Genomic DNA, 23,111 nt, shown 5'->3' with positions numbered 1-23,111 from the left:
GAATCCTGCGTGGTTCATGCGGACGGGGAAGGGCGATCGTGGAGCTGAAGGTCGGTTACAAGGCGTCGGCGGAACAGTTCGGGCCTCGCGAGCTGGTGGAGTTCGCGGTGCGGGCCGAGGAGCTGGGGCTCGACTCGGTGTGGGTGTCGGACCACTTCCTGCCGTGGCGGCACGAGGGCGGGCACGCGCCGTGGGCGCTGGCGTGGATGCCCGCGGTGGCGGAGCGGACCAGCCGCGTGCTGATCGGGACCAGCGTGCTGACGCCGACGTTCCGGTACAACCCGGCGGTGATCGCGCAGGCGTTCGCGACGATGGCGCTGCTGTCGGGCGACCGCGTGATCCTGGGCGCGGGCACCGGCGAGGCGCTGAACGAGATCGCGGTGTCGGGCCGGGAATGGCCGGAGTTCAAGGAGCGGTTCGCGCGGCTGCGCGAGTCGGTGCGGCTCATGCGCGAGCTGTGGAGCAAGGACAACGTCGACTTCGAGGGCGACTACTACCAGCTGGTCAACGCGAAGATCTACGACCGGCCGGAGCGTCCGGTGCCGGTGTACATCGCCGCGGGCGGCCCGGTCGTGGCGAAGTACGCGGGCCGCGCGGGCGACGGCATGATCTGCACGTCCGGCAAGGGCATGGACCTCTACACCGAGAAGCTGATGCCGGCGATGGCCGAGGGCGCGGCCGCCGCCGAGCGCGACGCGTCCGGGGTCGACCGGATGATCGAGATCAAGATGTCCTACGACCGCGACCCGGAGAAGGCGCTGGCCAACACCCGGTTCTGGGCCCCGCTGTCGCTGAGCGCGGAGCAGAAGCACTCGGTTTCCTCGGCCGAGGAAATGGAACGGCTGGCCGACGAGCTGCCGATCGAGCAGGTCGCGAAGCGGTGGATCGTCGCCTCCGACCCGGACGAGGCGGTCGCGCAGATCAAGCCGTACCTCGACGCGGGCCTGAACCACCTGGTCTTCCACGGCCCCGGCCACGACCAGGAGCGGTACCTGAGCCAGTTCGCCGAGGACGTGCTGCCGCGGCTGCGCGCGCTGTCCTGATCTTTCGCGGGGAAGCCCCCGTCCGGCTCCGGCCGGGCGGGGGCTTCATTCTTCGCTGGGAAAGAGGATCGGGCTGAGCAGATACCGCCTGCGTCCCGGCGCGGGCTCGTTGGCGAGCATCGGCGCGATGGCTTTCCGCATTCCGTCGATCATCGCGAGCAGTTCCTCCCGGTCCAGCCAGACGGCGTGCTGCCGGTAGCCGACGAGATCCTCGACCGGATCCGCCTGTTCCCGGCTGAGGTAGGCGTCGAACTCGGCGACCAGCGCGGCGGTCGCGGCGGCGAATCCGCGCCGGTGGTCGTGCGGAGTCAGCTGGGCGATCGCGTCCTCGCCGAGCGACGCGCGTTCCGTGTGCAGCCGGTAGGTGCGTTCGACCGCGCCGCGCACGCGTTGTTCGCCGGCCACTTCGAGGACGCCGCCGTCGGCGAGAAGGTCGACGTGCCGGTAGACCGTCGCCTTCGAGACGTCCGGGAGCAGCTCGCCCAGTTGCGCGGTGGTGAGAGTCCGGCCGCCGCGCAGCGCGTGCACGATCCGCAGCCGCACTGGATGTCCTAGCAAAGTCAACACGTCCACTCCCCAATGTTCTCATAAAGTGCTACCGTTCGCACAACTTGAGAACGATGGGGGTCGGGATGATGCCGAGCGAACTGGCGATCGTTGTCGTCGGACAGGCGCGGGACGGGCGGTTCAGCGAGATCGAGACGCGGTTCTCGCCGGAACTGCGGGCGGCGGTGTCCGGCGAGGCGCTGGAATCGGCGTGGAACGCGCAGCTCGGCGAGCACGGGCCGGTGACCGCGCTGGGCGAGCCGGTCGCTGAACCGGCGGGGCCTGGCCTGACGCGGGTTCAGGTGCCGGTTGTCTGCGCGCGCGGGGAATTCCTGGTGGTGCTGTCGGTCGATGCGGCGGGAACCGTTGCCGGGCTTCGGCTTGCAGCCGCCACAGCGTGGACCACTCCGTCCTATGTGGACGAGACGGCGTTCGTTGAAGAGGACGCCGTCCTTTCCGCGGAACCTCATTCGGTGCCGGGAACGCTGACCATGCCAGCCGGGGAGGGGCCGTGGCCGGGCGTGGTCCTGCTCAGCGGAGGCGGGATCTTCGACCGAGACGAGACGTCTGGGCCGAACAAGCCGCTCAAGGATCTCGCGTGGGGCTTGGCTTCCCGGGGCGTGGCGGTGCTGCGCTTCGACAAGGTGACTCACGCCCACCCCGAGCTGGCGTCCGCGCCGGGCTTCACGATGTCGGCGGAGTACGTGCCGCACGCCGTCGCGGCTGTTCGTCTTCTGCAGGCACAGGACAATGTCGACGCCTCGCGGGTGTTCGTGGCTGGACACAGCATGGGCGGGAAGGTCGCGCCGCTCGTGGCTGTCGCGGAACCGTCGGTCGCCGGGCTGGTCTTGCTGGCGGCGGATGCCGAGCCGATGCATCGGGCCGCTGTCCGGGTGGTGCGGCATCTGGCGGCCTTGGACGCCAAGGTCGAAGCACTGGTCGAGCCGATCACCCGGCAGGCCGAGGCGGTCGCTGATCCCGCGTTGTCGCCGTCGGCACCGGGGGAGGGACTGCTGTTCGGCTACCCCGGGTCGTATTGGCTGGAGCTGCGCGAATACGACCCGGTCGCGACCGCCGCGGCGCTGGACGTGCCGATGTTTCTCGCGCAGGGCGGCCGGGATTACCAGGTCACCGTCGAGGACGACCTGGCGCGGTGGCGGGACGGGCTGGCCGGGCGCCCGGAAGTGCGCGTCTATCCGGCGGACGACCATCTGTTCTTTCCCGGCACCGGTCCGTCCACTCCGGACAGTTACCAGCGGCCGCAGCACGTCGACCCGGCGATCGTGGCCGACCTCGCGGAGTGGCTGGCGAAGCCGCGGTGATCGGGGCCCGCTGAGCACGGGCCCCGATCACCGTCGTCACTGCCGCCGGAACCGCCTTCTCCGGCTCGCCACCACGAAGGCCGTGCCTCCGCCGACGAGAGCCGCGCCGAGAATCAGCAGTACCGGCAGCAGCGGGATCCCGGTCGAGGCCAGCGAATCCGTGTCCGTCGCGCCCGGAGCGGGCGGGTGGGCGACCGGGGGAGCCGGGTTCGGGCTCGTCGCCGGGGGCGCGGACGACGTCGGCGGACCGGGCGGCGCCGGAAGGTAGACCCCGGCGTCGATGGTGTGGTCGACGCCGCCCGCCTGGGCGGGAGCGGTCACCGGCGCGTAGCCGTTGCAGAGCCGTCCGGTCGTGGGCGGCACGACGTTCGAATCGTGCGCCCGGTCCGGCCCGGCTGCCGGGAGTGTGAACCGCAGATCGGCCGCAGGCGGCGTCCCCGGCACGTTGTCCGTCGCCGCCGTGCAGACGTCGAACTGCACGGTGTACTTCTCGCCCGGCTTGAGCTGGTATTCCGCGCCGACGCCGCCGAAGTAGTACTCGCCCGCCTGGTCGGTCCGGGTGCTGGCGACCTTTTTGCCGCCGGCGTCGAGCAGGGTGACCGTCGCCTTCGCGAGCGGGACCTCGTCGGTGCGGTTCGGGTCCTGGATACCGTTGTGGTCGCCGTCGAACCACACGAGGTTGCCGATCTGGATCGGCGCGTTCGCCGCCTGGTAGGCGATGTCGCCGAGCCCGCCCGCTTTGCCGAAGCTGTTGGCCGGGTCGACGAACGCGTACCCGTGTTTCGGGTTCTCCTGGCCCGGCCCGATGCCGGTGTCGACGTCGTAGTAGCCGACGCCGTCCGAGCTGACGTGCTGTGCCGGGTCCATCTGGGTGCTGATCACCCACTGCTGCTGCGGAATGTAGGCGACCGAACCCTGTGCGGACTCCTGGTGCACGCCGTTGCCGGTGCGGCCGGGGTCGTAGAAGTCGCCCGGGAAGTACTCGACGACGCCGGGCGGTTCATGGCCGTTCGTCTCGGGCTTCCCGTGGTTCGGGCAGACGCCGGTGCCTTCCCAGTCGTACCCGCCGCCGGGCGCCGCGCACGCCATGGTGATGTCGCCGCCGGACATGCCGGTCCGGACTGTGTCGTCGGTGGGCCGCGGGTCTTTGCCGGAGCCGAAGACGTCCATGAACCGGTCCCGGAAGCCGAGGATCATCGAACCGTCGCGAGTGAACGCCAGGCTCGCCAGTTCCGGCTGCGGGTTGATCCCCGCGCCCGTCGTGATGAACTTGTCCCACGAAGAGAACGAGGTGTCCCACGGGTTCCAGTGGTCCATGGTCTCGTCGGGGTGCTGGGCAGTGATCACGTAGCCGCGGAGATAGTCGAGGCCGTGCGTGAGCACGGGGGTGAACTTCGCGCCGTCGTAGGTGTAGACCACGGCCTTCAAGTCCTCGCGCCGCTTCGTGCTTTCCGCCGAGCAGACGCCGCCGACATACAGTTTCGCGTCGTGCGCGGCGACGGCGAACGGCCGCCAGTCGTTGGGCACGGCACAATCCGGATCCGGGATGGGCACGGTCTTGTCCGGTTTCGCGGTGGCTCCGGTCGCGTCGAAACTGACGAGGCTCCGATTGGTGAGATTCACCGCGTACAGCGTTTTGCCGTCCTCGGTGAGTGCGATCCCGCCGAGGCTTTCCTTCCCGGGGACGTCCACGAAATGCTGGTCCTTGAGCATGTCCACCGCGCCGTGCTCGGTGACCGCGGCGTCCGGCACCTTCGCGAACAGCTGGGGCGCGCCGCCGCCGAGCGGCGTCGTGTAAATCGCGCCGCCGCCTTCGGGGCCGTAAACGGTGAAGCGTTTGGCGAACGCCGACTGGAAAATGCGGTCGCGGTGTTTGTCGTACGCCAGCCCCCATGTGGTGCCGACCTGAGCCTGGGTGTTCAGCACTGTCGGGCAAGCCGAATCCGCCGGGCAGGTGCCGCGGAACTTGCGGTCGAGCGAGACCAGCGCGCGGCCGTTCGGGTCGGGTTTGCTGCCGTCGCTGTTCACCGCCGGGCTTTGCACCGGCACGTAATAGGGAGCGTCGGGAAGCGTGTGGTCGGCCGGGTTCCAGACGCCGGTGATCACCGAAACGTCCTTGCCCTCGCGCAGATCCACGAACGTCGTGAAACTGTCGAAGTGGTTTTTCTCCGTCGACGCGGGCGCGGCCTGCAAATAGGCGCGATACGGATCCGGGACCGAAACGTCGACCCGGTACCGCCCTCCGGCGAGCGGGGCGGCGGGGGCCACGACGACCTTGCCCGCCGCGTCCGTGCGGCCTCGCGCCTGATGTCCGGCGGAGTCGGTGACCAGCACGGACATGCCCGGCTGCGGGGTGTCCATGGCGGCGTTGACAACGCCGGTGCCGAAGAAATCGCGAAGCACTTGGACGGTCAGGGTGCCGTCCTCGGCAGCGGCGGCGCCGGGCGCGACCGTCATCGCACTGCCGCCGAGCAAAAAGGCGACGGCGGCTACCCGGGCCAGCCGGGATCTGCCACTCGTTCTTCTGCCACCTCGGGTCATGACTGCGGATCTCCGTTCTCTGCGCGGAATATTCGCGCGGCGTGCCGCAAAGCTGTAACAGTGAACCAGAAAACGGACTTGCCGGGTACGGCGCCGGGATCAGTGGACCGGGTGAATCGAAAACCCTGCTACGGTCACTCGCTGTGCTTGCCAAACGGATCGCGCGCCGCTGGATCGTCCTCGCCGCAGCGGTGACAGTCGCGCTCGGCGCGGGAATATTCTGGTATTCCGCCGCGGGTTCCGCCGATTCCGGACCGCGCGCGGTCACCGCGGACGAGGCGAGCCGGCTCGCGATCGCGCGCTTCCGCAATTACCAGAAACGAGGCCGCGCGGTGACGGTCTCGGTGCCCGGCGCGGCGGGCGAACTCACGCTCACCGGTTCGGCCGATTACCGCGCGAAGACCGGTTACGGAGTGCTGAAAGGCAAGGGGCGCAACGACTCCGGCAATGGTCTGATCCGGTGGAGTTCGAGCCGTCTCGACTTCCACCCGCTGCCGTCGGTCCCGGATTACCCTCCGGCGAAACCGCCCTCGGACGGCTGGTTCGCCCGTCCGCTCGACCCGGCCGCGGGCGCGCTGGACCGCGCGCTGGCCATTCTTCTCGGACTCGGCAGCGACCGTCCGGACAACGCGCAATTGCTGCCACAGAACGGCGCCGAATGGGTAGCGGCCGATCAGGTGAACGGACATCCGGTCGACGTCTTCATCGGCCCGGATTCGCGCGATCGCCCCGGCAGCGCGAACTCCGTCCGGTACTGGCTCGACGCGGACGGCGTCATGTACCGGGTGCAGACCGCGATCCCGGGGGAAACGGATCCGGTCGTCATTTCTTTCGACACCCACGAATTCGTCCCGGTGCCGACTGCTGGGTGATGGTTCCCGGATCGAATGCCGATCTCACCGCCGGGCCTCTGAATGTCAGCGGCGTGCGAAAGATTCGGTGCTTGCGAGGCTGTCGTGGGCGGTACGTGTTCGCGAACTGCCGCGCTTTTCGCCGTCAAGCGGCGGCCACGGAGGCCCGATCCGCCAGCAACGACGCCGCGGGCACCTGGATTTTCGCGACGTCCGGAAACACCGGCACCGCCGGAACGACCGTAGGCCCGGCCGTGCGCGCGTTCGGAAACTGCGGCTGCAACGGCGGTTCCGCGACCTCGGTGAACGGAATTCCCGCAGGCGGTTTCGCCCTCGTCCACGCACCCGAGGGCGAGGGTGCGGCCGTCGCGGGACACGCGGCGCTCGTCGCAAGTCCTTCCGGAATCGTGTGCAGCGCCCCGGAATCCAGGCAGTTTCCGCTGCCCTTCGTCGCGCCAGGGAACGTCCAGCCGACGTCGATGCCGTTCGTCGCGAAGACGTCGCCGACGATCTGGTTGTCCTTTGTGGGCACGTCCTGGGTCGCGGTGAGCACGAGCCCGGCGTTCGCGTTCCCGGCGATCCGGTTGCGCAGCACCCGGTTGCCGCTGCCGCCGTCGATGCCGATCCCGATGCCCCAGCCGCCGTCGGCCTGCTCCGGTGTCGCCGCCTGCCCGTTGGCCGCGACGAGATTGCCGGCGACCACGGAGTCCTGCTGCGGCAGCAGCTTCTCCTGATGGTCGGAATTGCTGGTGAGCCCGACCCGGTTCCCGCTGAACCGGTTCCCGGCGACGTACATCTCGCCGCTGGCGTTCGTGCCCTCGTAGCCGACCGCGTTCAGTTCCGCGACGTTGTCCCGCACCACCGTCCGGCACGGTTTGCATTGCCCGACATAGATCCCGGAATCAGCGCCACCGGACGCGTAGGACTGCTCGATCACCCCGTTCTGCGCGGAAAACGCGTAAATTCCGTAGAGACCGTTGCGCGTGGCGGTGACGTGCGAAACCAGGAAGGAACTGAGGAAGCTGATCGGCTCGTCGCCGGTGTCGTACCCGCCTTCGTGCCCCGGCAGCCCCGACGCGGCCTTGACCGAACCGGTCACGAGGACGCCGTTCTGCGTGTGGTTCCGGACGGTCAGGTTCTCCACCGCGACCCCCGGCGCGGACACGACAACGCCGTTGTCCCGCTTCACCTGCCCGTCGATGACCACTTTCTCCCGCACTTCACCGCGCAGCGTGACCCGCGGCGTCGTGATCTTCACCGTTTCGTGGTACTCGCCCGGCGCGACGAGCACGAGATCTCCTGCCTGAGCCAGGGAAACGGCGGCGGAGATGGTCGGCGCGTCGGCGGGAACGCGGATCGTCACGCCCGCCCCGTCCGGCCGATGCCCCTCGGCGGAGGAAGAACCACAACCGCTGACCACCGCCGCGGACAGCCCCAGGATCGCCACCATGGCGGGAAAACGCATGCGCACAGTCTGGCACGGAGGCCGGATTCCGTTGGGGTGATTGTCGGCGGGGCGGGCGGTCGTGCGCTTGGTTGGGGCCGCGAGGTTTCGGTGGGGTTGGGTGTTCGCGTTGGCTGATGCGCGGAGGCGGGCTTCTGGGCTGTGCGCTTGGTGGGGGCTGCGGGTTCGCCGGGCGCGGTGGCGGATGGGGTCGGGTGTTCGCGTTGGCTGATAGACGGGGTGAGGTTCCGGGTCGTGCGCTTGGTTGGGGGCCGTGGGGTTTCAGCGGGTGCGGACGGGATTCGCGTTGCGCGGGGCGCGGCTTCTGGGCCGTGCGTCGGGACTTCGGTTTCGCCGGGGCGCGGATCTGGTCGGGGGAGCTGGGTGTGCTGGGCGGAGTAGAGGTCGGGCGTTCGCGTTGGCCGATTCTCGGGAGCGCAGCTTCTCGGTCGTGCGCTTGAGGCTGCGGGTGTGGCCAAGCGTGCTGGGCGGGGCCGGGGTCGCGCAGCTCAGCCGATGTGCCGTGCGCTGGTCAAGCCTGCCAAGGCAGTGCTGCCGATCAGCCTGCCGTACGCTTGCTTGGCACCGCACCGCCGCCGAACACAGTCACCGCCCACCAAGCACTCCGGCCCGCTTCTGCCGAGCAGAATTCGCCTGCGGCACCGGAATCTGTCACGCTGCCCGTCGTGAATCCCGCTGAGCACCGCCCCTCCCGCCGTGCTTTTCTCGGGGCGGCCGTGACCGCCGGACTCGCCGCCGGATGCCACGCGGCCTCTCCGCCCGAGGTCGAAACCCGCCCCGGCCCGGTTCCGCCCACCGGTGTCCACCAAGCCGGGATCACCAGCCCGCAACAACCGCAACCGCACCTGTTAGTCGTGACCGCGGACCTTTCCGTTGCGCCCGGCCCGCTTCTCGCCGAATTGGGCCGTCACATTCTGACCATGACCGCGGGAACGGACGCCAGGCTGCTGGGCTTGCCCCCTGGCGACCTGACCGTGACGGTCGGCGTCGGACCGAGATTGGTCCAGGCCAGAGACCCGCGACTCCCCGGCGCGAAGGACCTCCCGCCGTCCGCCCATGAGGCGATCGCGCCCTCCGACCGCGGCGGCGATCTGCTGCTGCACATCTGCGCCAGCGACCCGCTCGTCCCGCCAGTCGCCGCGGCCGCGTTGCTGGCGCGGCCCGGCGTGCGCGAACGGTGGCGGCAGTCCGGCGGACGCGGGCCGCACGTGCCGGTCTCGGACGGGCAGACCGCGCCGCGGAACGTGCTGGGTTTCGTCGACGGCATCATCGGCCCGCACACTCCCGCCGAGCAGCAACGGGACCTGTGGCTCCCCGGCCCGGTGCCGGTCGCGGGCGGCACGATCGCGGTCGTCCGGCGAATGGTGCTGGACGTGGCGCGGTTCGCCGCGCTGCCGACGGCGGCACAGGAAGCGGTCTTCGGCCGCCGGAGGGACACCGGAGTCCCACTGTCGGGCGGCGTCATCGCCGACGGCCCGAACCTGGGCGCGAAAACCCCGGACGGCCGCTACCTCGTCCCCGCCGACGCGCACATCCGCCGCGCCCACGCGAACGTCGTCGGGGCCGGGCTCATGCTGCGCCGCAGCTACAGCATGGACGCCCCGGCGCCCGGCTTGCTCTTCGTGAGCTTCCAGAACGATCTGCACACGTTCACCGCCACCCTGGCGAGCATGGAAACCGCGGACGCGCTGCTGCCGTTCACGACCACCACCGCCAGCGGGACCTTCCTGATCCTCCCCGGCTTCGACGAGCAGCGGCCGCTGGGCTCGGCGCTGTTCCCGTCGTGAGAGGACTCGGGAACGCGAAAAGCCCCGCCTCTCTGAAGAGAAGCGGGGCTTTCGAACAACGCTGGTGCGCGATACTGGGATTGAACCAGTGACCTCTTCCGTGTCAGGGAAGCGCTCTCCCGCTGAGCTAATCGCGCGAGGTGGAGACGGGATTCGAACCCGTGTACACGGCTTTGCAGGCCGTTGCCTCGCCTCTCGGCCACTCCACCGCATGGGGCTTGAGCCCTCCGAGCGGACGACGGGATTCGAACCCGCGACCCTCACCTTGGCAAGGTGATGCGCTACCAGCTGCGCTACGTCCGCACTTACCTCGGGTCCGAGGCGGTGCCGGTATTCCGGCCCGCACCCCGTCGCCGTGGTGTGAAGAAACCATATCGGACCCCGCCGACCGGCCCGGCACCGGGGGGTTGTTGGCCGGTTCGGCCGCCGGTGATCAGGCCAGATCGTTCGGGATCAGGTGGGTGAGCGCGTCGTCGACGTCGACCCACAGGTGCTCGTTGCCGGGCAGCACGACGTCGTACGTGCGGTCCAGGAAATCGGCCAGCTCCTGCGCGGACGCCTCGAACATGGCGTGCCCGGACGGCGAGTTCAGCTCGATCAGGACCGATTCCGGGTCCTCCACCGAGGGCCGGATGCGGACGTCCCCGTCGCCGGCGTCGGCGAGCAGGCCGTCGGCGAGCAGGTCGCGCGCGTAGACCCATTCGACCCACCCTGCCCGGCCGGTGCGGAAGGCGGCGACGACGGCATAGGGGTCGCGGGTGTCGTAGCGCAGCTCCACCTTCACCGGAACCGCCGGGGTCCGCGGCGCCAGCAGGTCGAAGACCGCCGTCGAGCGGAGCGTCACGTGATCGTTGCGCATCGTCCTACCCTTCGTCTCCCTTCCCGGCCCGGACGACCGAGGACAACGGTGAGACGCACCAGGAGCCCGGATCCGTCGCGAGTGCGCTCGAGATCACCCGTTCGAGACCGTCTGCCCCGAGGTCCGTCCGGTCCGTCGCCGTCCGTGCCGCGCAGCCTTCAGCGGGCGCCCGGTGGGGAGCCACCAGTACATCTTGCGCGGTTCGGCCGCTGTGCGATAGCACCGTCGCACGGATGTCGCGGACCGCCGCACGCGCCCCCGTCCGGGCAAGGCCTTGGTTAGCTCGGGATTGTTCGGACGGTATTCGCAGGCAGACGCGCTGTAGTCGGATCAAACCACCCGTTTGCAGGCCCCCGAAAGTCGTGGGGTAGGCTGAGGCCGCACCGCGAGCGGGCGATTAGCTCAGCGGGAGAGCGCTTCGTTCACACCGAAGAGGTCACTGGTTCGATCCCAGTATCGCCCACCAGCACCGCCCGATGGCCTGCCGACGATCGTTGCCGGCAGGCCATCGGCGTTTCCGCCGGAAGCGCGTCAGGTAGCTCCCCGTGCCGGTTGCAACCGGCATTGCCCGTCCGTGCAGGTCCGCTCCCATCTGCCCCGCGAAAGGGTCTGGACCAGCCCGATCGCCCAGCACGTCGGGCAGCCGCGCAGGGCCAGCAGGCCCGCGGGCAGGGCCAGCAGGCTGGCCCATCCGACCACCGGGGCCAGCGCGATCGACGCGGCGATCAGGCCGAAACCGAGCACCCCGCGGGCGAGATGGACCGGCAGGGACTTGCTGGCGAACGACGGCTGCCCGCTCATCGGGCTTCCTCCGGGAGATCCAGGCGGGCGCGGACAGCGGCGCGAGCGCGGTGCAGGCGCGACTTCATCGCCGCGCTGCTCAGGCCGAGCGACTTGGCGACGGTCTCGCCCGGCAAGCCCTGGACGTCGCGCATGATCAGCACGCCGCGCTGATCGTCGGGCAGCCCGGCGATGGCGGCGGACAGGCGTTCGACCTCCAGCCTGCTCAGCACGTCTTCCTCGGCGGACGGACCGGCTGCTTCCGGGACCGGCTCGTCGCGCTGCACGAGGGAGCGCGCCCGGCGCAGGCACTCGTTGCGCACGATGCGGAACATCCACGACGCGAGCGCGGCCGTCGCCCGCAGCGTCCCGATCTTGCGGAACAGGACGATCATCGCCTCCTGCGCCGCGTCTTCGGCGTCCTGGCTGCTCGCGCACAACGAGAACGCGAACCGCCGGACGTGCGGGTAGGCGCCGGAGACCAGCACAGCGATCGAGGCCTCGTCGCCGTCCCGCGCCGCCGCGACGAGCTGGTCGGCCGGCCAGGACTCAGCCACGCTTCGACCTGCCGCGCGCCCGCAGGAACACCACGCAGCTGCACACCAGAACCGCCACGGCCACCGCCGCGACAATGACTACGGTCATCGAACCTCCTTCGACGCGTCGGCCTCGTGGCCGCACGTCCATAAGAGCGACCGGCCAGGCGAAAGGATTCAGCCGACGCCGCACGAGGTTCGGCAGCTGTGCTAATTTAGCCGTGCGCCCCGTATGGGCCTACGCATGGAGGTAGCGGCTAACCAGCCAGCACAGAGATCGGGTTCTCCGTCTCTCGCAGTTCCGCGGATCCGTCAGCCGGATCGCTGCGCCATGCCTGTGCCTGCGGGGTTTTTTCGACGTCCCCTTCTGTGCTCGACGCCTCCTTTCCGGAAAAAACCGAAAGGAATTGAGTGAGCAACGATTTTCACCGCCGCCTGATCGCCGAGTTCCGGGCGAACGGCGGAGCATTGAGCGGCGCGTTCGAGGGCTGGTCGCTGGCGGTGCTGACGACGACCGGCGCGAAAACCGGCCTCAGCCGGGAGGTGCTTCTCGGCTACCTGGAGATCGACGGCGCCGGGGTGGTGGTCGCGTCGGCGAACGGGGCGGACCGCAATCCCGCCTGGTACCACAACATCCGGCGGAATCCGGTGGTGACCGTCGAGACCGGCGGCGACACTTACCGGGCGATCGCCGCCCTTCCGCGCGGGGCCGCGCACGAGAAGCTTTTCGCGCGGGTGGTCGCGGAGGCTCCGGGATACGCCGATTACCAAGCGAAGACGACCCGGCAAATTCCGGTGGTCGTATTGCATCGGATCGAACCGCGCCCGGGCGAAGAGCGTGTTAAAGGCATGGGCGATTGGCTTGTCGAAGTGCACCAATGGTTTCGCGCCGAACTGCGGGCGTTGCGCGAGCAGGCGGACAACGTCGTCAACGGCAGTGCGACCGCGATCGTCCGGCCGCGACCGGAGTTGGCTCAGGAGTTGCGCACGCATTGCCTCAGTTTCTGCACCGCGCTGCGGCGGCATCACACGGGCGAGGATTCGGTGGTGTTCCCGTCGCTGGCCGAGCAGTTCCCCGCGCTCGCGCCGGTCATCGCGCAGCTCGCCGGACAGCATCAGGTCGTGGCGCGGCTGCAGGGCTCGATCCGGGAACTGGTCGACGGGTTCGTCCCGGGCGAATCCGACCCGGTGCGGCTGCGGGCCGACCTGGAGCGGCTCGCGGATGAGCTGGAGACGCACTTCGACTTCGAGGAACAAGCCGTGGTGACCGCGCTCAACGCGACTGCCGCGGCGCCGCCGGCGGTGTGAGAGGCGCCGCCTCGTGTCCAGTGTGGACCTGGTCTCGAGAAGAACACGGGGCTAGTACGGAAGAAATGTGCGGCGGGGGTCCGGTCCCGGCGGTCCGGATGGTTCAGACCACCCGAATGGACGGAAACCGGGCGCCCGCGCGCATTCCGGCGTGGATCGCGCCGCGGGCAAAGGAAATCGGCGAGTCGGCGGAGAGCTTCTGCCCGAACGGCGGTTGGGGCGGGTGCGCGCGGGGCCGCTGACCCGTCCGGGGGAGCTGATTCGGCTGCGGGTCTGCTGGGCCGTTCGGTGTAGGTAGTGGGAAAGTTGACTACTGCGGGTAGTTCCGGTTGCCGAGTCAGCGTGACCCATCGTGACATTCCCGTTATCTTCCCGGTGCTTCTTGACGGGGAAGACTCGCAGGCCGTGGCTGGAAAATCTCTGTAACACCGCTCGCTGACCACCCGATACCTTGGCGAGTGTCACACCTTCGGTGACGGGAAGCTGGACCGCCTCATGATCACGGATTGTGATCGCTGGTCCTGACTGACCGTGCCGGTGGCGATCAGGTCCGGGAGCTTGCACAGCGCGGGAGGACTGATGGAAGAACCGGTGCGGCCCTGGCCCGCGGACGGCGTTTCGCTGCCGCGGGTCGACCTGCGGGCGGTCGCCGCGCCGCCGGTCGACGTAGCGGCCCCGCCGCCCGGCGGCGTCGCCGGTGGCGGGCTCGACCCGGCCGTGGTGTGCCCGGCGGAGGGAGATCCGCCGAAAACGCACGCCGCGGAATGGGAGAAACGGTACCGGCGAACGGTGATCGCGGCGGATCTCGTCGCCGCCTGTGCGGTGATCGCGCTCAGCGCGTTCGTCATCGACCGGATCGCGCCGCACGACATGCACGCCTTCGGCACCGCGTTCGCGATCCTCTGCGCGCTTCCGGTCAGCCGGGCGTGGAGTGCGCGGGTGCTGGGGGAGGGCCCCGAGGAGTACCGCACGCTGGGCCGGGCGCTGATCACCGCGGCGGTGCTGGTCGCGTTCGGCGGACTGTTGTTCGGCGCCCTGGAAGTCCAGCCGTGGGTGTTTTTCGTAGTGCCAGCCGTCGCATTAGTACTGTTCCCGCAGCGATATGTGCTTCGGCAGATTCTGCACCGGAAACGGCGGCGCGGTCTGTGCCTGCTGCCGGTGATGGCGGCGGGCAGCGCGGACACCGTCGCGGACCTGATCCGGCGGACCCGGACCGAGGCGCACGTCGGCTGGCGGGTCGAGGCGGTCTGCACGTCCACCGGCACGGGGGAGATCGAAGGGGTTCCGGTCGTCGGGCGGCTCGAAGAGCTTTCGCGGCACGTGCGCCGCGGCGGGTACCGGGTCGTGGCCATCACGGCCGACCAGCACTGGAACCCGGAGCGGCTGCAGCGGCTCGCCTGGGATCTCGAAGGGACGTCGTCGGAAATGGTCGTCGCGCCGGTGCTGATGCAGGTCGCCGGACCCCGGCTCAACGTCAGCGGAGTACTGGGCATGCCGCTGCTGCGGGTGACCGCGCCCGCCTTCACCGGCGGACGCCGCTTGGTCAAAGAGGTCGTCGACCGCTGCGGCGCGGCGCTGCTGCTCGCGCTGTTTTCCCCGCTGCTGCTGGCGATCGCGGTCGCGGTGAAGGCGGGGGACCGGGGTCCGGTGATCTACCGGCAGCGGCGCATCGGCAAGGACGGCGAAGCGTTCACCATGCTCAAATTCCGCACCATGGTGGTCAACGCGCATCTGATCCGGCACGACCTGGAGAAAGCGAACGAGGGCGCCGGGCCGCTCTTCAAGATGAAGAAGGACCCTCGGGTGACGAAGGTCGGCGGGATGCTGCGCCGGTATTCGCTCGACGAGCTCCCGCAGCTGTTCAACGTCGTCGCCGGGCGGATGTCGCTGGTCGGGCCTCGGCCGCCGTTGCCGGAGGAGACCGCGACGTACGCTCCGGCCGCGCGCCGCAGGCTGCTGGTGAAGCCAGGGCTGACCGGCCTGTGGCAGGTCAGCGGGCGCAGCGATCTTTCGTGGGAGGAAAGCATCCGCCTCGACCTGCGCTACGTGGAGGACTGGTCGCTGGCGCTGGACCTGGTGATCCTCTGGAAGACCTTCCGCGCCGTGCTCGCCGGGCAAGGCGCCTACTGACCCGCGGGGACCGGGAGACGACGGCCGCCGGCTGGAGGAGCCGGCGGCCGTCGCCCGTGCGCTGGGTCACAAACCGCCCGGGACGCGAAATAGTCAAGCGTTCAACCATGTTGGGCCGTGCGTAGGCGACAGCACGGAAGGAACGACGGATCCGATGACTACTTTCGCAGAGTCCCAGCAGCTGCAGGTGCCCGCCGAGGTGCAGGACCTGCTGTTCCGCGAGGCCCGCACCGCCAACAGCTTCAGCTCGGAGCCGGTGACCGACGAGCAGGTCCGCGCGATCTACGACCTCGTCAAGTGGGCCCCGACCTCGATGAACACCCAGCCGCTGCGCGCGCTGGTGCTCCGCAGCGACGAGGCGAAGCAGCGCCTGCTGCCGCACATGTTCGAAGGCAACCGCGCCAAGACCGAGGCCGCGCCGCTGACCGTGATCCTGGCCGCGGACGTCGACTTCCACGAGAACATCCCGCAGGTCTTCCCGCACAACCCGGCCGTGAAGGACAAGTTCGCCGACGAGTCCGGCCGCGTCGAGTTCTCCAAGCTGAACTCGCTGCTGCAGGTCGGCTACTTCATCATCGGCGTGCGCGCCGCCGGACTGGCCGCGGGCCCGATGACCGGCTTCGACCCCGCGGGCGTGGACAAGGAGTTCTTCTCCGGCAACAACTGGCGTTCGCTCGTTGTGGTGAACGTCGGCAAGCCGGGCGAGAACCCGTGGTTCGACCGCCTGCCCCGGCTCGACTTCGACCAGGTCGTCGAGACGCTCTGACCTTCCTTTCGCCGCCGAGAGGCCGCCCCGCACGCCCGGGGCGGCCTCTCGGCGTGTCCGGGCGGTGTTGGCCGACGGCGGTCGAATCGGCGAACCCGCCGCCGACTAGCATCAGCGGAAGCCGTTTCAGTCACTTCTCCCGAAGGAGCCCGATCGTGTCCCAACCGTCGTCAGCTGCCGCCGTACCCGCCCCGCGCGTGGTGGTGCCGGCGGGCACTACGGCGGGCGCCGCGGTGCGCGAAGCCGGGCTGCCCACCAAGGGCCCGGACACGATCGTCGTCGTCCGCGACGCCGACGGGAAGCTGCGCGACCTCGCGTGGGCGCCGGAGGCCGAGGCCGAGGTCGAAGCGGTCGCGGCGAACACCGAGGACGGCCGCAGCGTCATCCGGCACTCCGCCGCGCACGTGCTCGCCCAGGCCGTGCAACAGGAATTCCCGGACGCCAAGCTCGGCATCGGCCCGCCGGTGCGCGACGGCTTCTACTACGACTTCGCCGTCGAAAAGCCGTTCACGCCCGAGGATCTGCAGAAGCTCGAGAAGCGGATGAAGCAGATCGTCAAGGGCGCGCAGCAGTTCTCGCGCCGCGTCTTCGGCTCCATCGACGAGGCGAAGGAAGAACTGAAAAACGAGCCGTTCAAGCTCGAGCTGGTGGACATCAAGTCCGATGTGGACACCACCGAGGTGATGGAGGTGGGCGGCGGAGAGCTGACCATCTACGACAACCTCGACCCGCGCACCAAGGAACGCGTGTGGAGCGACCTCTGCCGCGGCCCGCACGTGCCCACCACCAAGTTCATCCCGGCCTTCAAGCTCACCCGCGTGGCCGCCGCGTACTGGCGCGGCAACGAGAAAAACCCGCAGCTGCAACGGATCTACGGCACCGCGTGGGAATCGGCCGAGGCGCAGGACGCCCACCTCGAGCGCATCGCCGAGGCCGAGCGCCGCGACCACCGCAAGCTCGGCGCGGAGCTGGACCTGTTCTCCTTCCCCGAGGAGATCGGCTCCGGCCTGCCGGTGTTCCACCCCAAAGGTGGCATCATCCGCCGCGAGCTGGAGAACTACTCGCGCCGCAGGCACGAGGAAGCCGGCTACGAGTTCGTGAACACGCCGCACATCTCCAAGGGCGAGCTGTTCCACACCTCCGGGCACCTGCCGTACTACGCGGACACCATGTTCCCGCCGGTGCAGTTCGAGGAAGAGGACTACTACCTCAAGGCCATGAACTGCCCGATGCACAACCTGATCTTCCGCTCGCGCGGGCGGTCCTACCGCGAACTGCCGCTGCGGCTGTTCGAATTCGGCACCGTCTACCGCTACGAGAAGTCCGGCGTCGTGCACGGCCTCACCCGCGTGCGCGGCCTGACGATGGACGATTCGCACATCTACTGCACCAAGGAGCAGATGCCGTCCGAGCTGCGGTCGCTGCTCAAGTTCGTGCTGGACCTGCTCGCCGACTACGGCCTGTCCGACTTCTACCTCGAACTGTCCACCCGAGGCGACTCGGACAAGTTCATCGGCGAGGACTGGGAGTGGGAGGAGGCCACCGAGACGCTGCGGCAGGCGGCGGTCGACTCCGGCCTCGAACTGGTGCCGGACCCGGGCGGCGCGGCCTTCTACGGCCCGAAGATCTCGGTGCAGGCGAAGGACGCCATCGGCCGCACCTGGCAGATGTCGACCATCCAGCTGGACTTCAACCAGAACAAGCGCTTCGGCCTGGAGTACACCGCCTCCGACGGCAGCCGGCAGCGGCCGATCATGATCCACCGCGCGCTGTTCGGGTCGATCGAGCGGTTCTTCGGCGTGCTGACCGAGCACTACGCGGGCGCGTTCCCGGCGTGGCTGTCGCCGGTGCAGACGGTCGCCATCCCGATCACCGCCGACCAGGTCGAGTACCTGCGCGACGTGGAGAAGGCGTTGCGCGCCAAGGGGATCCGCGTCGAGGTCGACGCGAGCGACGACCGGATGCAGAAGAAGATCCGCACGCACACCACGCAGAAGGTGCCGTTCCTGCTGCTGGCCGGCGCGAAGGACGCGGAGGCGGGCGCGGTGTCGTTCCGGTTCCGCGACGGCGGCCAGATCAACGGGGTCCCGGTGGACCAGGCGGTCGAGGCGATCGCGGAATGGGTCGCGCGCCGGGAGAACGCGTCGCCGTCGGCCGAGGCCGTGGAGAAGATCCTGAAGTGACCGAGCCGGAACTCGTCGAACAGGACGGGGTCGGGGTCCCGGACGCGCTGCAGCGGCTGTGGACCCCGCACCGGATGGCCTACATCCGGGGCCAGGACAAGCCGGACGGCGACGAGTCCGACGGCTGCCCGTTCTGCCGCCTGCCCGGCCTCGGCGACGACAAGCGCGCGCTGATCATCGCCCGCGGCGAAACCGTGTTCGCGGTGCTGAACCTGTACCCGTACAACCCGGGGCACCTGATGGTGGTCCCGTACCGGCACGTCGCGGACTACCCGGACCTCACGCCGCAGGAGACGCGCGAGCTGGCCGAGTTCACCCAGCACGCGATGGGCGTCATCCGGGCGGTCTCGGCGGCGCACGGGTTCAACATCGGGATGAACCAGGGCGTGATCGCCGGGGCGGGCATCGCCGCGCACCTGCACCAGCACCTGGTGCCGCGCTGGGGCGGCGACGCCAACTTCATGCCGGTGATCGGGCACACGAAGGTGCTGCCGCAGCTGCTCGGCGAAACCCGCGACCTGCTGGCCGACGCGTGGTGAGGCCCGTCGCGCGGCGGTAATTGAGTGCTCAACCAGCGTATGATGGCGTTATGTCCGAACCACGCTGGCTGACCGACGACGAGCAGCGGGTCTGGCGCGCCTACGCCCAGGCCAGCTCCCTGCTGCACGCCCACCTCGAAGGGCAGCTCCAGCACGAATCGGGCATGCCGCACACCTACTACGAGGTGCTCGTCGCGCTGTCCGAAGCGGACGGACGGCGGCTGCGGATGAGCGAACTCGCTTCGGTGCGCGGTTCGTCGCGCAGCCGGCTGTCGCACGCGGTGGCGCGGCTGGAGGCCAAGGGCTGGGTCCAGCGCGAGTCGTGCCCGACGGACAAGCGCGGATCGTGGGCGGTGCTCACCGACGCCGGGCTGGCCGCGCTGAAAGAGGCCGCGCCCGGGCATGTGGAGGCGGTCCGGGAGACGCTGTTCGACCAGCTGAGCGCCGAGCAGGTGCGCCAGCTGGGCGAGATCTCCGAGGCGATCCTGGCCGGGCTGCGGCCCAAATGCCAGGCCGTGCGGGAGGCCGAGGAAGCGGCCGAATCGGCCGCGCCGGTCGCGGAACTGCCGAAATCCGGCTGACGCTCCGGCGGGTCGCGGGCGGGCGGGTCCGGTTCGGACAGCGGGGTCGATAGGCTTTCGTCGCCCACCCGCCCCCGAATCAGGTGCACAGACGAGGAAGATGCTCAACATTTTCGCCCGTGCCTCGGTCTCCCGCGTGACGGACCCGATCGGCGCCGCCCTGGTCCGCGCCGGACTGACCCCGAACGCGATGACCGTGCTCGGCACCGCGGGCGCCGTCGCGTGCGCGCTGGCGTTCTTCCCGCAGGGGATGCTGCTGTGGGGCACGTTCACCGTGTGGGGCTTCGCCATGCTCGACCTGCTCGACGGCGCGATGGCCCGCGCCCGCGGGTACGGCACGCCCTTCGGCGCGGTGCTCGACGCGACCTGCGACCGGCTGGTCGACGGCGCGCTGTTCGCCGCGATCGCGTGGTGGTGCTTCGTGCAGGACCACAACAACCGGGCCGCGGCCGCCGCGCTGATCTGCCTCGTGCTCGCCCAGGTCATTTCCTACGTGAAGGCCCGCGCCGAAGCGTCCGGCCTCGAAGCCGACGGCGGGCTGGTGGAACGCGCGGAGCGGCTCATCATCGCCCTCGTCGGCACCGGGCTGCACGGCCTGGGCGTGCCCTGGACCGTGGAGATCTCGCTGTGGCTGCTCGCCGTGCTTTCGGTGATCACGCTGCTGCAGCGGGCGGCGGCGGTGGCGAGCGCGGCGCGGGCGGTCGCGGCGAAACAGGCCGGTTCCTCGGCAGGCGGGGCGCAACCGTGAGCACACTGTCCCAGCGGCTCAGCGAGTTCGGCTACGCGACGGGCTGGCGGTTCGTCCGGCGCGTGCCGCGGTCGTTCGGGGCGGCGACGTTCGCTTTCGGGGCCGACATGGCCGCCCGGCGCGGCGGAGGCGGCGTGCGGCAGTTGCGCGCCAACCTCGCCCGGGTGGTGCCGCAGGCCGGGGAGGCGGAGCTGGACGAGCTGGTCCGGCGCGCGATGCGGTCGTACGCGCGGTACTGGTTCGAGACCTTCCGGCTCCCGGCGATGGACCACGCGGCGGTCGCGAAGCAGGTGACGGTGACCGGCGCGGAGAACATCGACGCCGCGCTCGCCGAGGGCAACGGCGCGGTGATGACGCTGCCGCACAGCGGGAACTGGGACATCGCCGGGGTTTGGCTCGCCAGCTACGCGGGCACGTTCACCACTGTCGCGGAGCGGCTCAAGCCCGAGTCGCTGTACCGCCGGTTCGTGGCGTTCCGGGAATCGCTCGGCTTCGAAATCGTGCCGCTGACCGGCGACAGCGCGGCGATGCGGCTGCTGCTGCGGCGGCTGCGCGAGAACAAGGTGGTGGTCCTGCTGGGGGACCGGGACCTGACGTCGTCCGGGATTCCGGTGCGCTTCTTCGGCGAGCAAACGCACCTGCCGCCCGGCCCGGCACGGCTCGCCGCCACCACCGGAGCGGCGCTGCTGCCGACCGGCTGCTGGTTCACCGAGGACGGCTGGGAGATCCGGATCCACCCGCGCATCCGGGTGACCGCGCGGGCCGAGGTGCCCGCCGCGACCCAGGCGCTGGCCGACGTGTTCGCCGGCGACATCGCCGCGCATCCGGCCGACTGGCACATGCTGCAGCCGTTCTGGCCCGCCGACGCGGCGGCGACGGCGCTGGAAGAAGCGAGCTGACCCGGGTGGCGCGCGGGTTGAAGATCGGGATCGTGTGCCCGTACTCGTTCGACGTTCCGGGCGGGGTCCAGGGGCACGTGATCGACCTGGCGCGGGCGCTGATCGAGCGCGGGCACGAGGTGTCGGTGCTGGCTCCGGCGGACGAGGACGCCCAGCTGCCGGATTTCGTGCACCCGGCGGGCAAGGCGCTGGGGATTCCGTACAACGGCTCGGTCGCGCGGCTGCAGTTCGGCCCGGTGTCCTACGCCCGGGTGCGGCGGTGGATCCGGGACAACGGCTTCGACGTGCTGCACCTGCACGAACCGGCCGCGCCTAGCCTGTCGCTGCTGGCATTGAAGGTCGCGGACGGGCCGATCGTGGCCACCTTCCACACGGCGACGACGCGCTCGCGGACGCTGTCGGCGTTCCAGCCGGTGCTGCGTCCGCTGCTGGAGAAGATCACCGCGCGGATCGCGGTGTCCGCGCTGGCCCGGCGGGTGCAGGTGGAGCACGCGGGCGGCGACGCGGTCGAGATCCCGAATGGCGTCGACGTCGAGTTCTTTTCGCGCGCCCTGCCGCTGGACGGTTACCCGCGCGCGGGCGGGACGATCGGGTTCGTCGGGCGGTTCACCGAACCGCGCAAGGGCATGGACGTGCTGCTGGAGGCCGCGCGGCGGCTGCTGCCGGAGTTCGAGGAGCTGCGGCTGCTGGTGGTCGGCCGCGGCGAGCCGGACCAGCTGCGGCGGATGGCCGGGCCGGAGCTGTGGCCGCACATCGAGCTGCTGGGCCAGGTCGACGACGAGATGAAGGCTCGTGCGCTGCGCAGCGTCGACGTCTACTGCGCGCCCAACACCGGCGGCGAAAGCTTCGGGATGATCCTCACCGAGGCGATGGCCGCGGGCACTCCGGTGCTGGCCAGCGGCCTCGACTCGTTCCGCCGCGTGCTCGACGACGGCCGCGCCGGGATGCTCACCACGACTGGCGACCCGGCGTCGCTGGCCGACGGCCTGCGCGAGCTGCTGGGCGACCCGGCGCGCCGGGCGTCGCTCGCCGCCGCGGCGGGCGAGCGGGTGACGGCCTACGACTGGGCGGTCGTGGTCACCCAGGTGCTGCGGGTGTACGAAACGGCCATCGCGGCGGATCCCCGGCTGGTCGCGGCGGGGGAGCGGGAGCCGGCGTGACGGTGCTCGTGTGGCTGCTCGTGGCGGCGGCCGCGATCGTGGTGCTCGGCGGGCTGTTCCTGGTGGCGACCGCGAACCGGCTCGACCGCCTGCACGTCCGGACCGACGCGGGCTGGGCCGCCCTGGAAGCGGCTCTCGCCCGCCGGGCCGTGGTCGCCCGGGCCGTCGCCGCTGTCCTGCACGACGGCGCGGACCTGCACACCGCGGCCGCGCGGGCGGAAGACGCCGCGCGTCCGGACCGGGAAGCCGCGGAGAACGAACTGACGCTGGTCCTGGCGCGGATCGACCGCTCCCGCCTGCCGGTCGTGCTCGCCGAGGAACTGACCGACGCCGAACACCGGGTCGTCATCGCGCGCCGCGTGCACAACGACGCGGTGCGGGACACGCTGGCGCTGCGGCGGCGGCGGAAGGTGCGGTACTTCAAGCTCGCCGGGACCGCGCCGCTGCCGGAGTACTTCGAATTCGCCGAACCGGACCTCTGAGGCAGACTGAGCCGCATGACGACCGAACCCGATGCCTGCGCCGTCGCACACGGCGAGGTCGAAGAGCCGCCCGCCGAACGGACTTTGGTGGCCGTGTTCGCCTCGCCGGTGGCCCAATACCTGCTGCGCTACGCGGCCGATCTGGGGTACCGCGCGGTGCTTTTTGAGCCGGACGAGGCGCGGGCCAGCGACGCTCCCGACGACGTCGAGGTCCGCACGACCGCCCCGTCGCCGGGCCCGGACGCGGACGTCGTGGTGACCGATCACCACCGGCCAGAACTGGGGACCGTTCTGCAGGCAGCCTTGGCGGTGCCGACGCGGTGGGTGGGGGTGCTGGGCAACCCGCGGCATCCGGGGCCGCACGTGGAAGCTTTGCGCGGACTGGGCGTGGCCGAGCCGGACATCGCGCGGGTGCACCGGCCGGTCGGGCTGAACATCGGGTCCCGGACCCCGGCGGAGATCGCGGTGGCGACGCTGGCCGGGCTGATCGCGGACCGGAACGGGCGGCCGGGCGGGTTCGAGTTCTGAGCCCGGCGGCAGACCGCGGACGGCGTTTTTCCCGCTGCGGCAAGGGAAACCGGTCAT

The 23,111-nt window shown here is 70.2% G+C and carries 21 protein-coding genes and 4 tRNA genes; 16 read left to right on the top strand and 9 right to left on the bottom strand.

The window, feature by feature from the left end:
- Positions 1 to 38 precede the first annotated feature (38 nt).
- Positions 39 to 1,043 carry a glucose-6-phosphate dehydrogenase (coenzyme-F420) gene (gene fgd, locus ACZ63D_RS30190; protein ID WP_465357748.1) on the top strand — a complete coding sequence of 335 codons (1,005 nt, stop codon included), beginning with the start codon at positions 39 to 41 and terminating at the stop codon, positions 1,041 to 1,043.
- A gap of 45 nt (positions 1,044 to 1,088) precedes the next feature.
- Here the strand turns inward: fgd and ACZ63D_RS30185 are convergent, their stop codons facing one another.
- Positions 1,089 to 1,616 carry a helix-turn-helix domain-containing protein gene (locus tag ACZ63D_RS30185; protein ID WP_465357747.1) on the bottom strand — a complete coding sequence of 176 codons (528 nt, stop codon included), beginning with the start codon at positions 1,614 to 1,616 and terminating at the stop codon, positions 1,089 to 1,091.
- 47 nt (positions 1,617 to 1,663) lie between these two features.
- Here ACZ63D_RS30185 and ACZ63D_RS30180 point away from each other — a divergent pair, with 47 nt between their 5' ends.
- Positions 1,664 to 2,911 carry an alpha/beta hydrolase gene (locus tag ACZ63D_RS30180; protein WP_465357746.1) on the top strand — a complete coding sequence of 416 codons (1,248 nt, stop codon included), beginning with the start codon at positions 1,664 to 1,666 and terminating at the stop codon, positions 2,909 to 2,911.
- Positions 2,912 to 2,947: 36 nt separating this feature from the next.
- On the opposite strand, the gene ACZ63D_RS30175 is transcribed toward ACZ63D_RS30180, so the two are convergent.
- On the bottom strand, positions 2,948 to 5,368 hold the full coding sequence (locus ACZ63D_RS30175) for an SdrD B-like domain-containing protein (protein WP_465357745.1): 2,421 nt from the start codon (positions 5,366 to 5,368) through the stop codon (positions 2,948 to 2,950).
- A 227-nt stretch (positions 5,369 to 5,595) separates the two neighbouring features.
- Between ACZ63D_RS30175 and ACZ63D_RS30170 the strand changes: the two genes are divergently transcribed.
- Complete coding sequence (locus ACZ63D_RS30170) at positions 5,596 to 6,324, top strand: hypothetical protein (RefSeq protein ID WP_465357744.1); 729 nt, start codon at positions 5,596 to 5,598, stop codon at positions 6,322 to 6,324.
- Between the two features lie 124 nt (positions 6,325 to 6,448).
- Here the strand turns inward: ACZ63D_RS30170 and ACZ63D_RS30165 are convergent, their stop codons facing one another.
- Positions 6,449 to 7,768 carry a right-handed parallel beta-helix repeat-containing protein gene (locus ACZ63D_RS30165; protein WP_465357743.1) on the bottom strand — a complete coding sequence of 440 codons (1,320 nt, stop codon included), beginning with the start codon at positions 7,766 to 7,768 and terminating at the stop codon, positions 6,449 to 6,451.
- A 665-nt stretch (positions 7,769 to 8,433) separates the two neighbouring features.
- Here ACZ63D_RS30165 and ACZ63D_RS30160 point away from each other — a divergent pair.
- Positions 8,434 to 9,555 (top strand): Dyp-type peroxidase, encoded by a 1,122-nt coding sequence (locus ACZ63D_RS30160; RefSeq protein WP_465357742.1) that lies wholly within the window; start codon positions 8,434 to 8,436, stop codon positions 9,553 to 9,555.
- A 62-nt stretch (positions 9,556 to 9,617) separates the two neighbouring features.
- Here the strand turns inward: ACZ63D_RS30160 and ACZ63D_RS30155 are convergent.
- From ACZ63D_RS30155 to ACZ63D_RS30140, 4 genes are all read right to left on the bottom strand, one after another.
- Positions 9,618 to 9,692 (bottom strand) — tRNA-Val (locus ACZ63D_RS30155).
- Position 9,693: 1 nt separating this feature from the next.
- Positions 9,694 to 9,764 (bottom strand) — tRNA-Cys (locus tag ACZ63D_RS30150).
- Between the two features lie 21 nt (positions 9,765 to 9,785).
- A tRNA-Gly gene (locus ACZ63D_RS30145) sits at positions 9,786 to 9,858 on the bottom strand.
- A gap of 130 nt (positions 9,859 to 9,988) precedes the next feature.
- A complete protein-coding gene (locus tag ACZ63D_RS30140; RefSeq protein WP_005159130.1) occupies positions 9,989 to 10,414 on the bottom strand; it encodes an SsgA family sporulation/cell division regulator in 426 nt (141 codons plus the stop codon).
- Positions 10,415 to 10,805: 391 nt separating this feature from the next.
- Between ACZ63D_RS30140 and ACZ63D_RS30135 the strand changes: the two genes are divergently transcribed.
- Positions 10,806 to 10,880 (top strand) — tRNA-Val (locus ACZ63D_RS30135).
- 65 nt (positions 10,881 to 10,945) lie between these two features.
- On the opposite strand, the gene ACZ63D_RS30130 is transcribed toward ACZ63D_RS30135, so the two are convergent.
- Both ACZ63D_RS30130 and ACZ63D_RS30125 read right to left on the bottom strand, forming a co-directional pair.
- On the bottom strand, positions 10,946 to 11,215 hold the full coding sequence (locus ACZ63D_RS30130; RefSeq protein WP_465357741.1) for a hypothetical protein: 270 nt from the start codon (positions 11,213 to 11,215) through the stop codon (positions 10,946 to 10,948).
- Positions 11,212 to 11,751: an RNA polymerase sigma factor gene (locus ACZ63D_RS30125; protein ID WP_465357740.1), complete on the bottom strand. Its 540-nt coding sequence runs from the start codon at positions 11,749 to 11,751 to the stop codon at positions 11,212 to 11,214. Before ACZ63D_RS30125 ends, ACZ63D_RS30130 begins: the two co-directional genes overlap by 4 nt.
- 390 nt (positions 11,752 to 12,141) lie before the next feature.
- Between ACZ63D_RS30125 and ACZ63D_RS30120 the strand changes: the two genes are divergently transcribed.
- From ACZ63D_RS30120 to ACZ63D_RS30070, 11 genes are all read left to right on the top strand, one after another.
- On the top strand, positions 12,142 to 13,038 hold the full coding sequence (locus ACZ63D_RS30120) for a nitroreductase/quinone reductase family protein (RefSeq protein WP_465357739.1): 897 nt from the start codon (positions 12,142 to 12,144) through the stop codon (positions 13,036 to 13,038).
- Positions 13,039 to 13,617: 579 nt separating this feature from the next.
- On the top strand, positions 13,618 to 15,168 hold the full coding sequence (locus tag ACZ63D_RS30115; RefSeq protein ID WP_465357738.1) for a sugar transferase: 1,551 nt from the start codon (positions 13,618 to 13,620) through the stop codon (positions 15,166 to 15,168).
- A gap of 154 nt (positions 15,169 to 15,322) precedes the next feature.
- Positions 15,323 to 15,934, top strand: coding sequence for a malonic semialdehyde reductase (locus ACZ63D_RS30110; protein ID WP_465357737.1), 612 nt, complete (start codon positions 15,323 to 15,325; stop codon positions 15,932 to 15,934).
- A gap of 155 nt (positions 15,935 to 16,089) precedes the next feature.
- A complete protein-coding gene (thrS, locus tag ACZ63D_RS30105; protein ID WP_465357736.1) occupies positions 16,090 to 18,117 on the top strand; it encodes a threonine--tRNA ligase in 2,028 nt (675 codons plus the stop codon).
- Complete coding sequence (locus ACZ63D_RS30100) at positions 18,114 to 18,656, top strand: HIT family protein (RefSeq protein ID WP_465357735.1); 543 nt, start codon at positions 18,114 to 18,116, stop codon at positions 18,654 to 18,656. The genes thrS and ACZ63D_RS30100 overlap by 4 nt, the downstream gene beginning before the upstream one ends.
- 50 nt (positions 18,657 to 18,706) lie before the next feature.
- Positions 18,707 to 19,237, top strand: a complete 531-nt coding sequence (locus ACZ63D_RS30095) for a MarR family winged helix-turn-helix transcriptional regulator (RefSeq protein WP_465357734.1) — start codon at positions 18,707 to 18,709, stop codon at positions 19,235 to 19,237.
- 100 nt (positions 19,238 to 19,337) lie between these two features.
- Positions 19,338 to 19,985, top strand: coding sequence for a phosphatidylinositol phosphate synthase (pgsA, locus tag ACZ63D_RS30090; protein ID WP_465357733.1), 648 nt, complete (start codon positions 19,338 to 19,340; stop codon positions 19,983 to 19,985).
- On the top strand, positions 19,982 to 20,884 hold the full coding sequence (locus tag ACZ63D_RS30085) for a phosphatidylinositol mannoside acyltransferase (protein WP_465357732.1): 903 nt from the start codon (positions 19,982 to 19,984) through the stop codon (positions 20,882 to 20,884). The genes pgsA and ACZ63D_RS30085 overlap by 4 nt, the downstream gene beginning before the upstream one ends.
- Positions 20,885 to 20,901: 17 nt before the next feature.
- On the top strand, positions 20,902 to 22,044 hold the full coding sequence (locus tag ACZ63D_RS30080) for a glycosyltransferase family 4 protein (RefSeq protein ID WP_465357819.1): 1,143 nt from the start codon (positions 20,902 to 20,904) through the stop codon (positions 22,042 to 22,044).
- The gene (locus ACZ63D_RS30075; RefSeq protein WP_465357731.1) at positions 22,041 to 22,526 is read left to right on the top strand and encodes an NUDIX hydrolase; all 486 of its coding nucleotides are present in this window, start codon (positions 22,041 to 22,043) and stop codon (positions 22,524 to 22,526) included. The genes ACZ63D_RS30080 and ACZ63D_RS30075 overlap by 4 nt, the downstream gene beginning before the upstream one ends.
- A 15-nt stretch (positions 22,527 to 22,541) precedes the next feature.
- A complete protein-coding gene (locus ACZ63D_RS30070) occupies positions 22,542 to 23,054 on the top strand; it encodes an XdhC family protein (RefSeq protein ID WP_465357730.1) in 513 nt (170 codons plus the stop codon).
- Positions 23,055 to 23,111: the final 57 nt, after the last annotated feature.

Source organism: Amycolatopsis sp. NPDC104775, from assembly GCF_055583325.1.
This window is presented reverse-complemented; position numbering and strand designations above follow the sequence as displayed.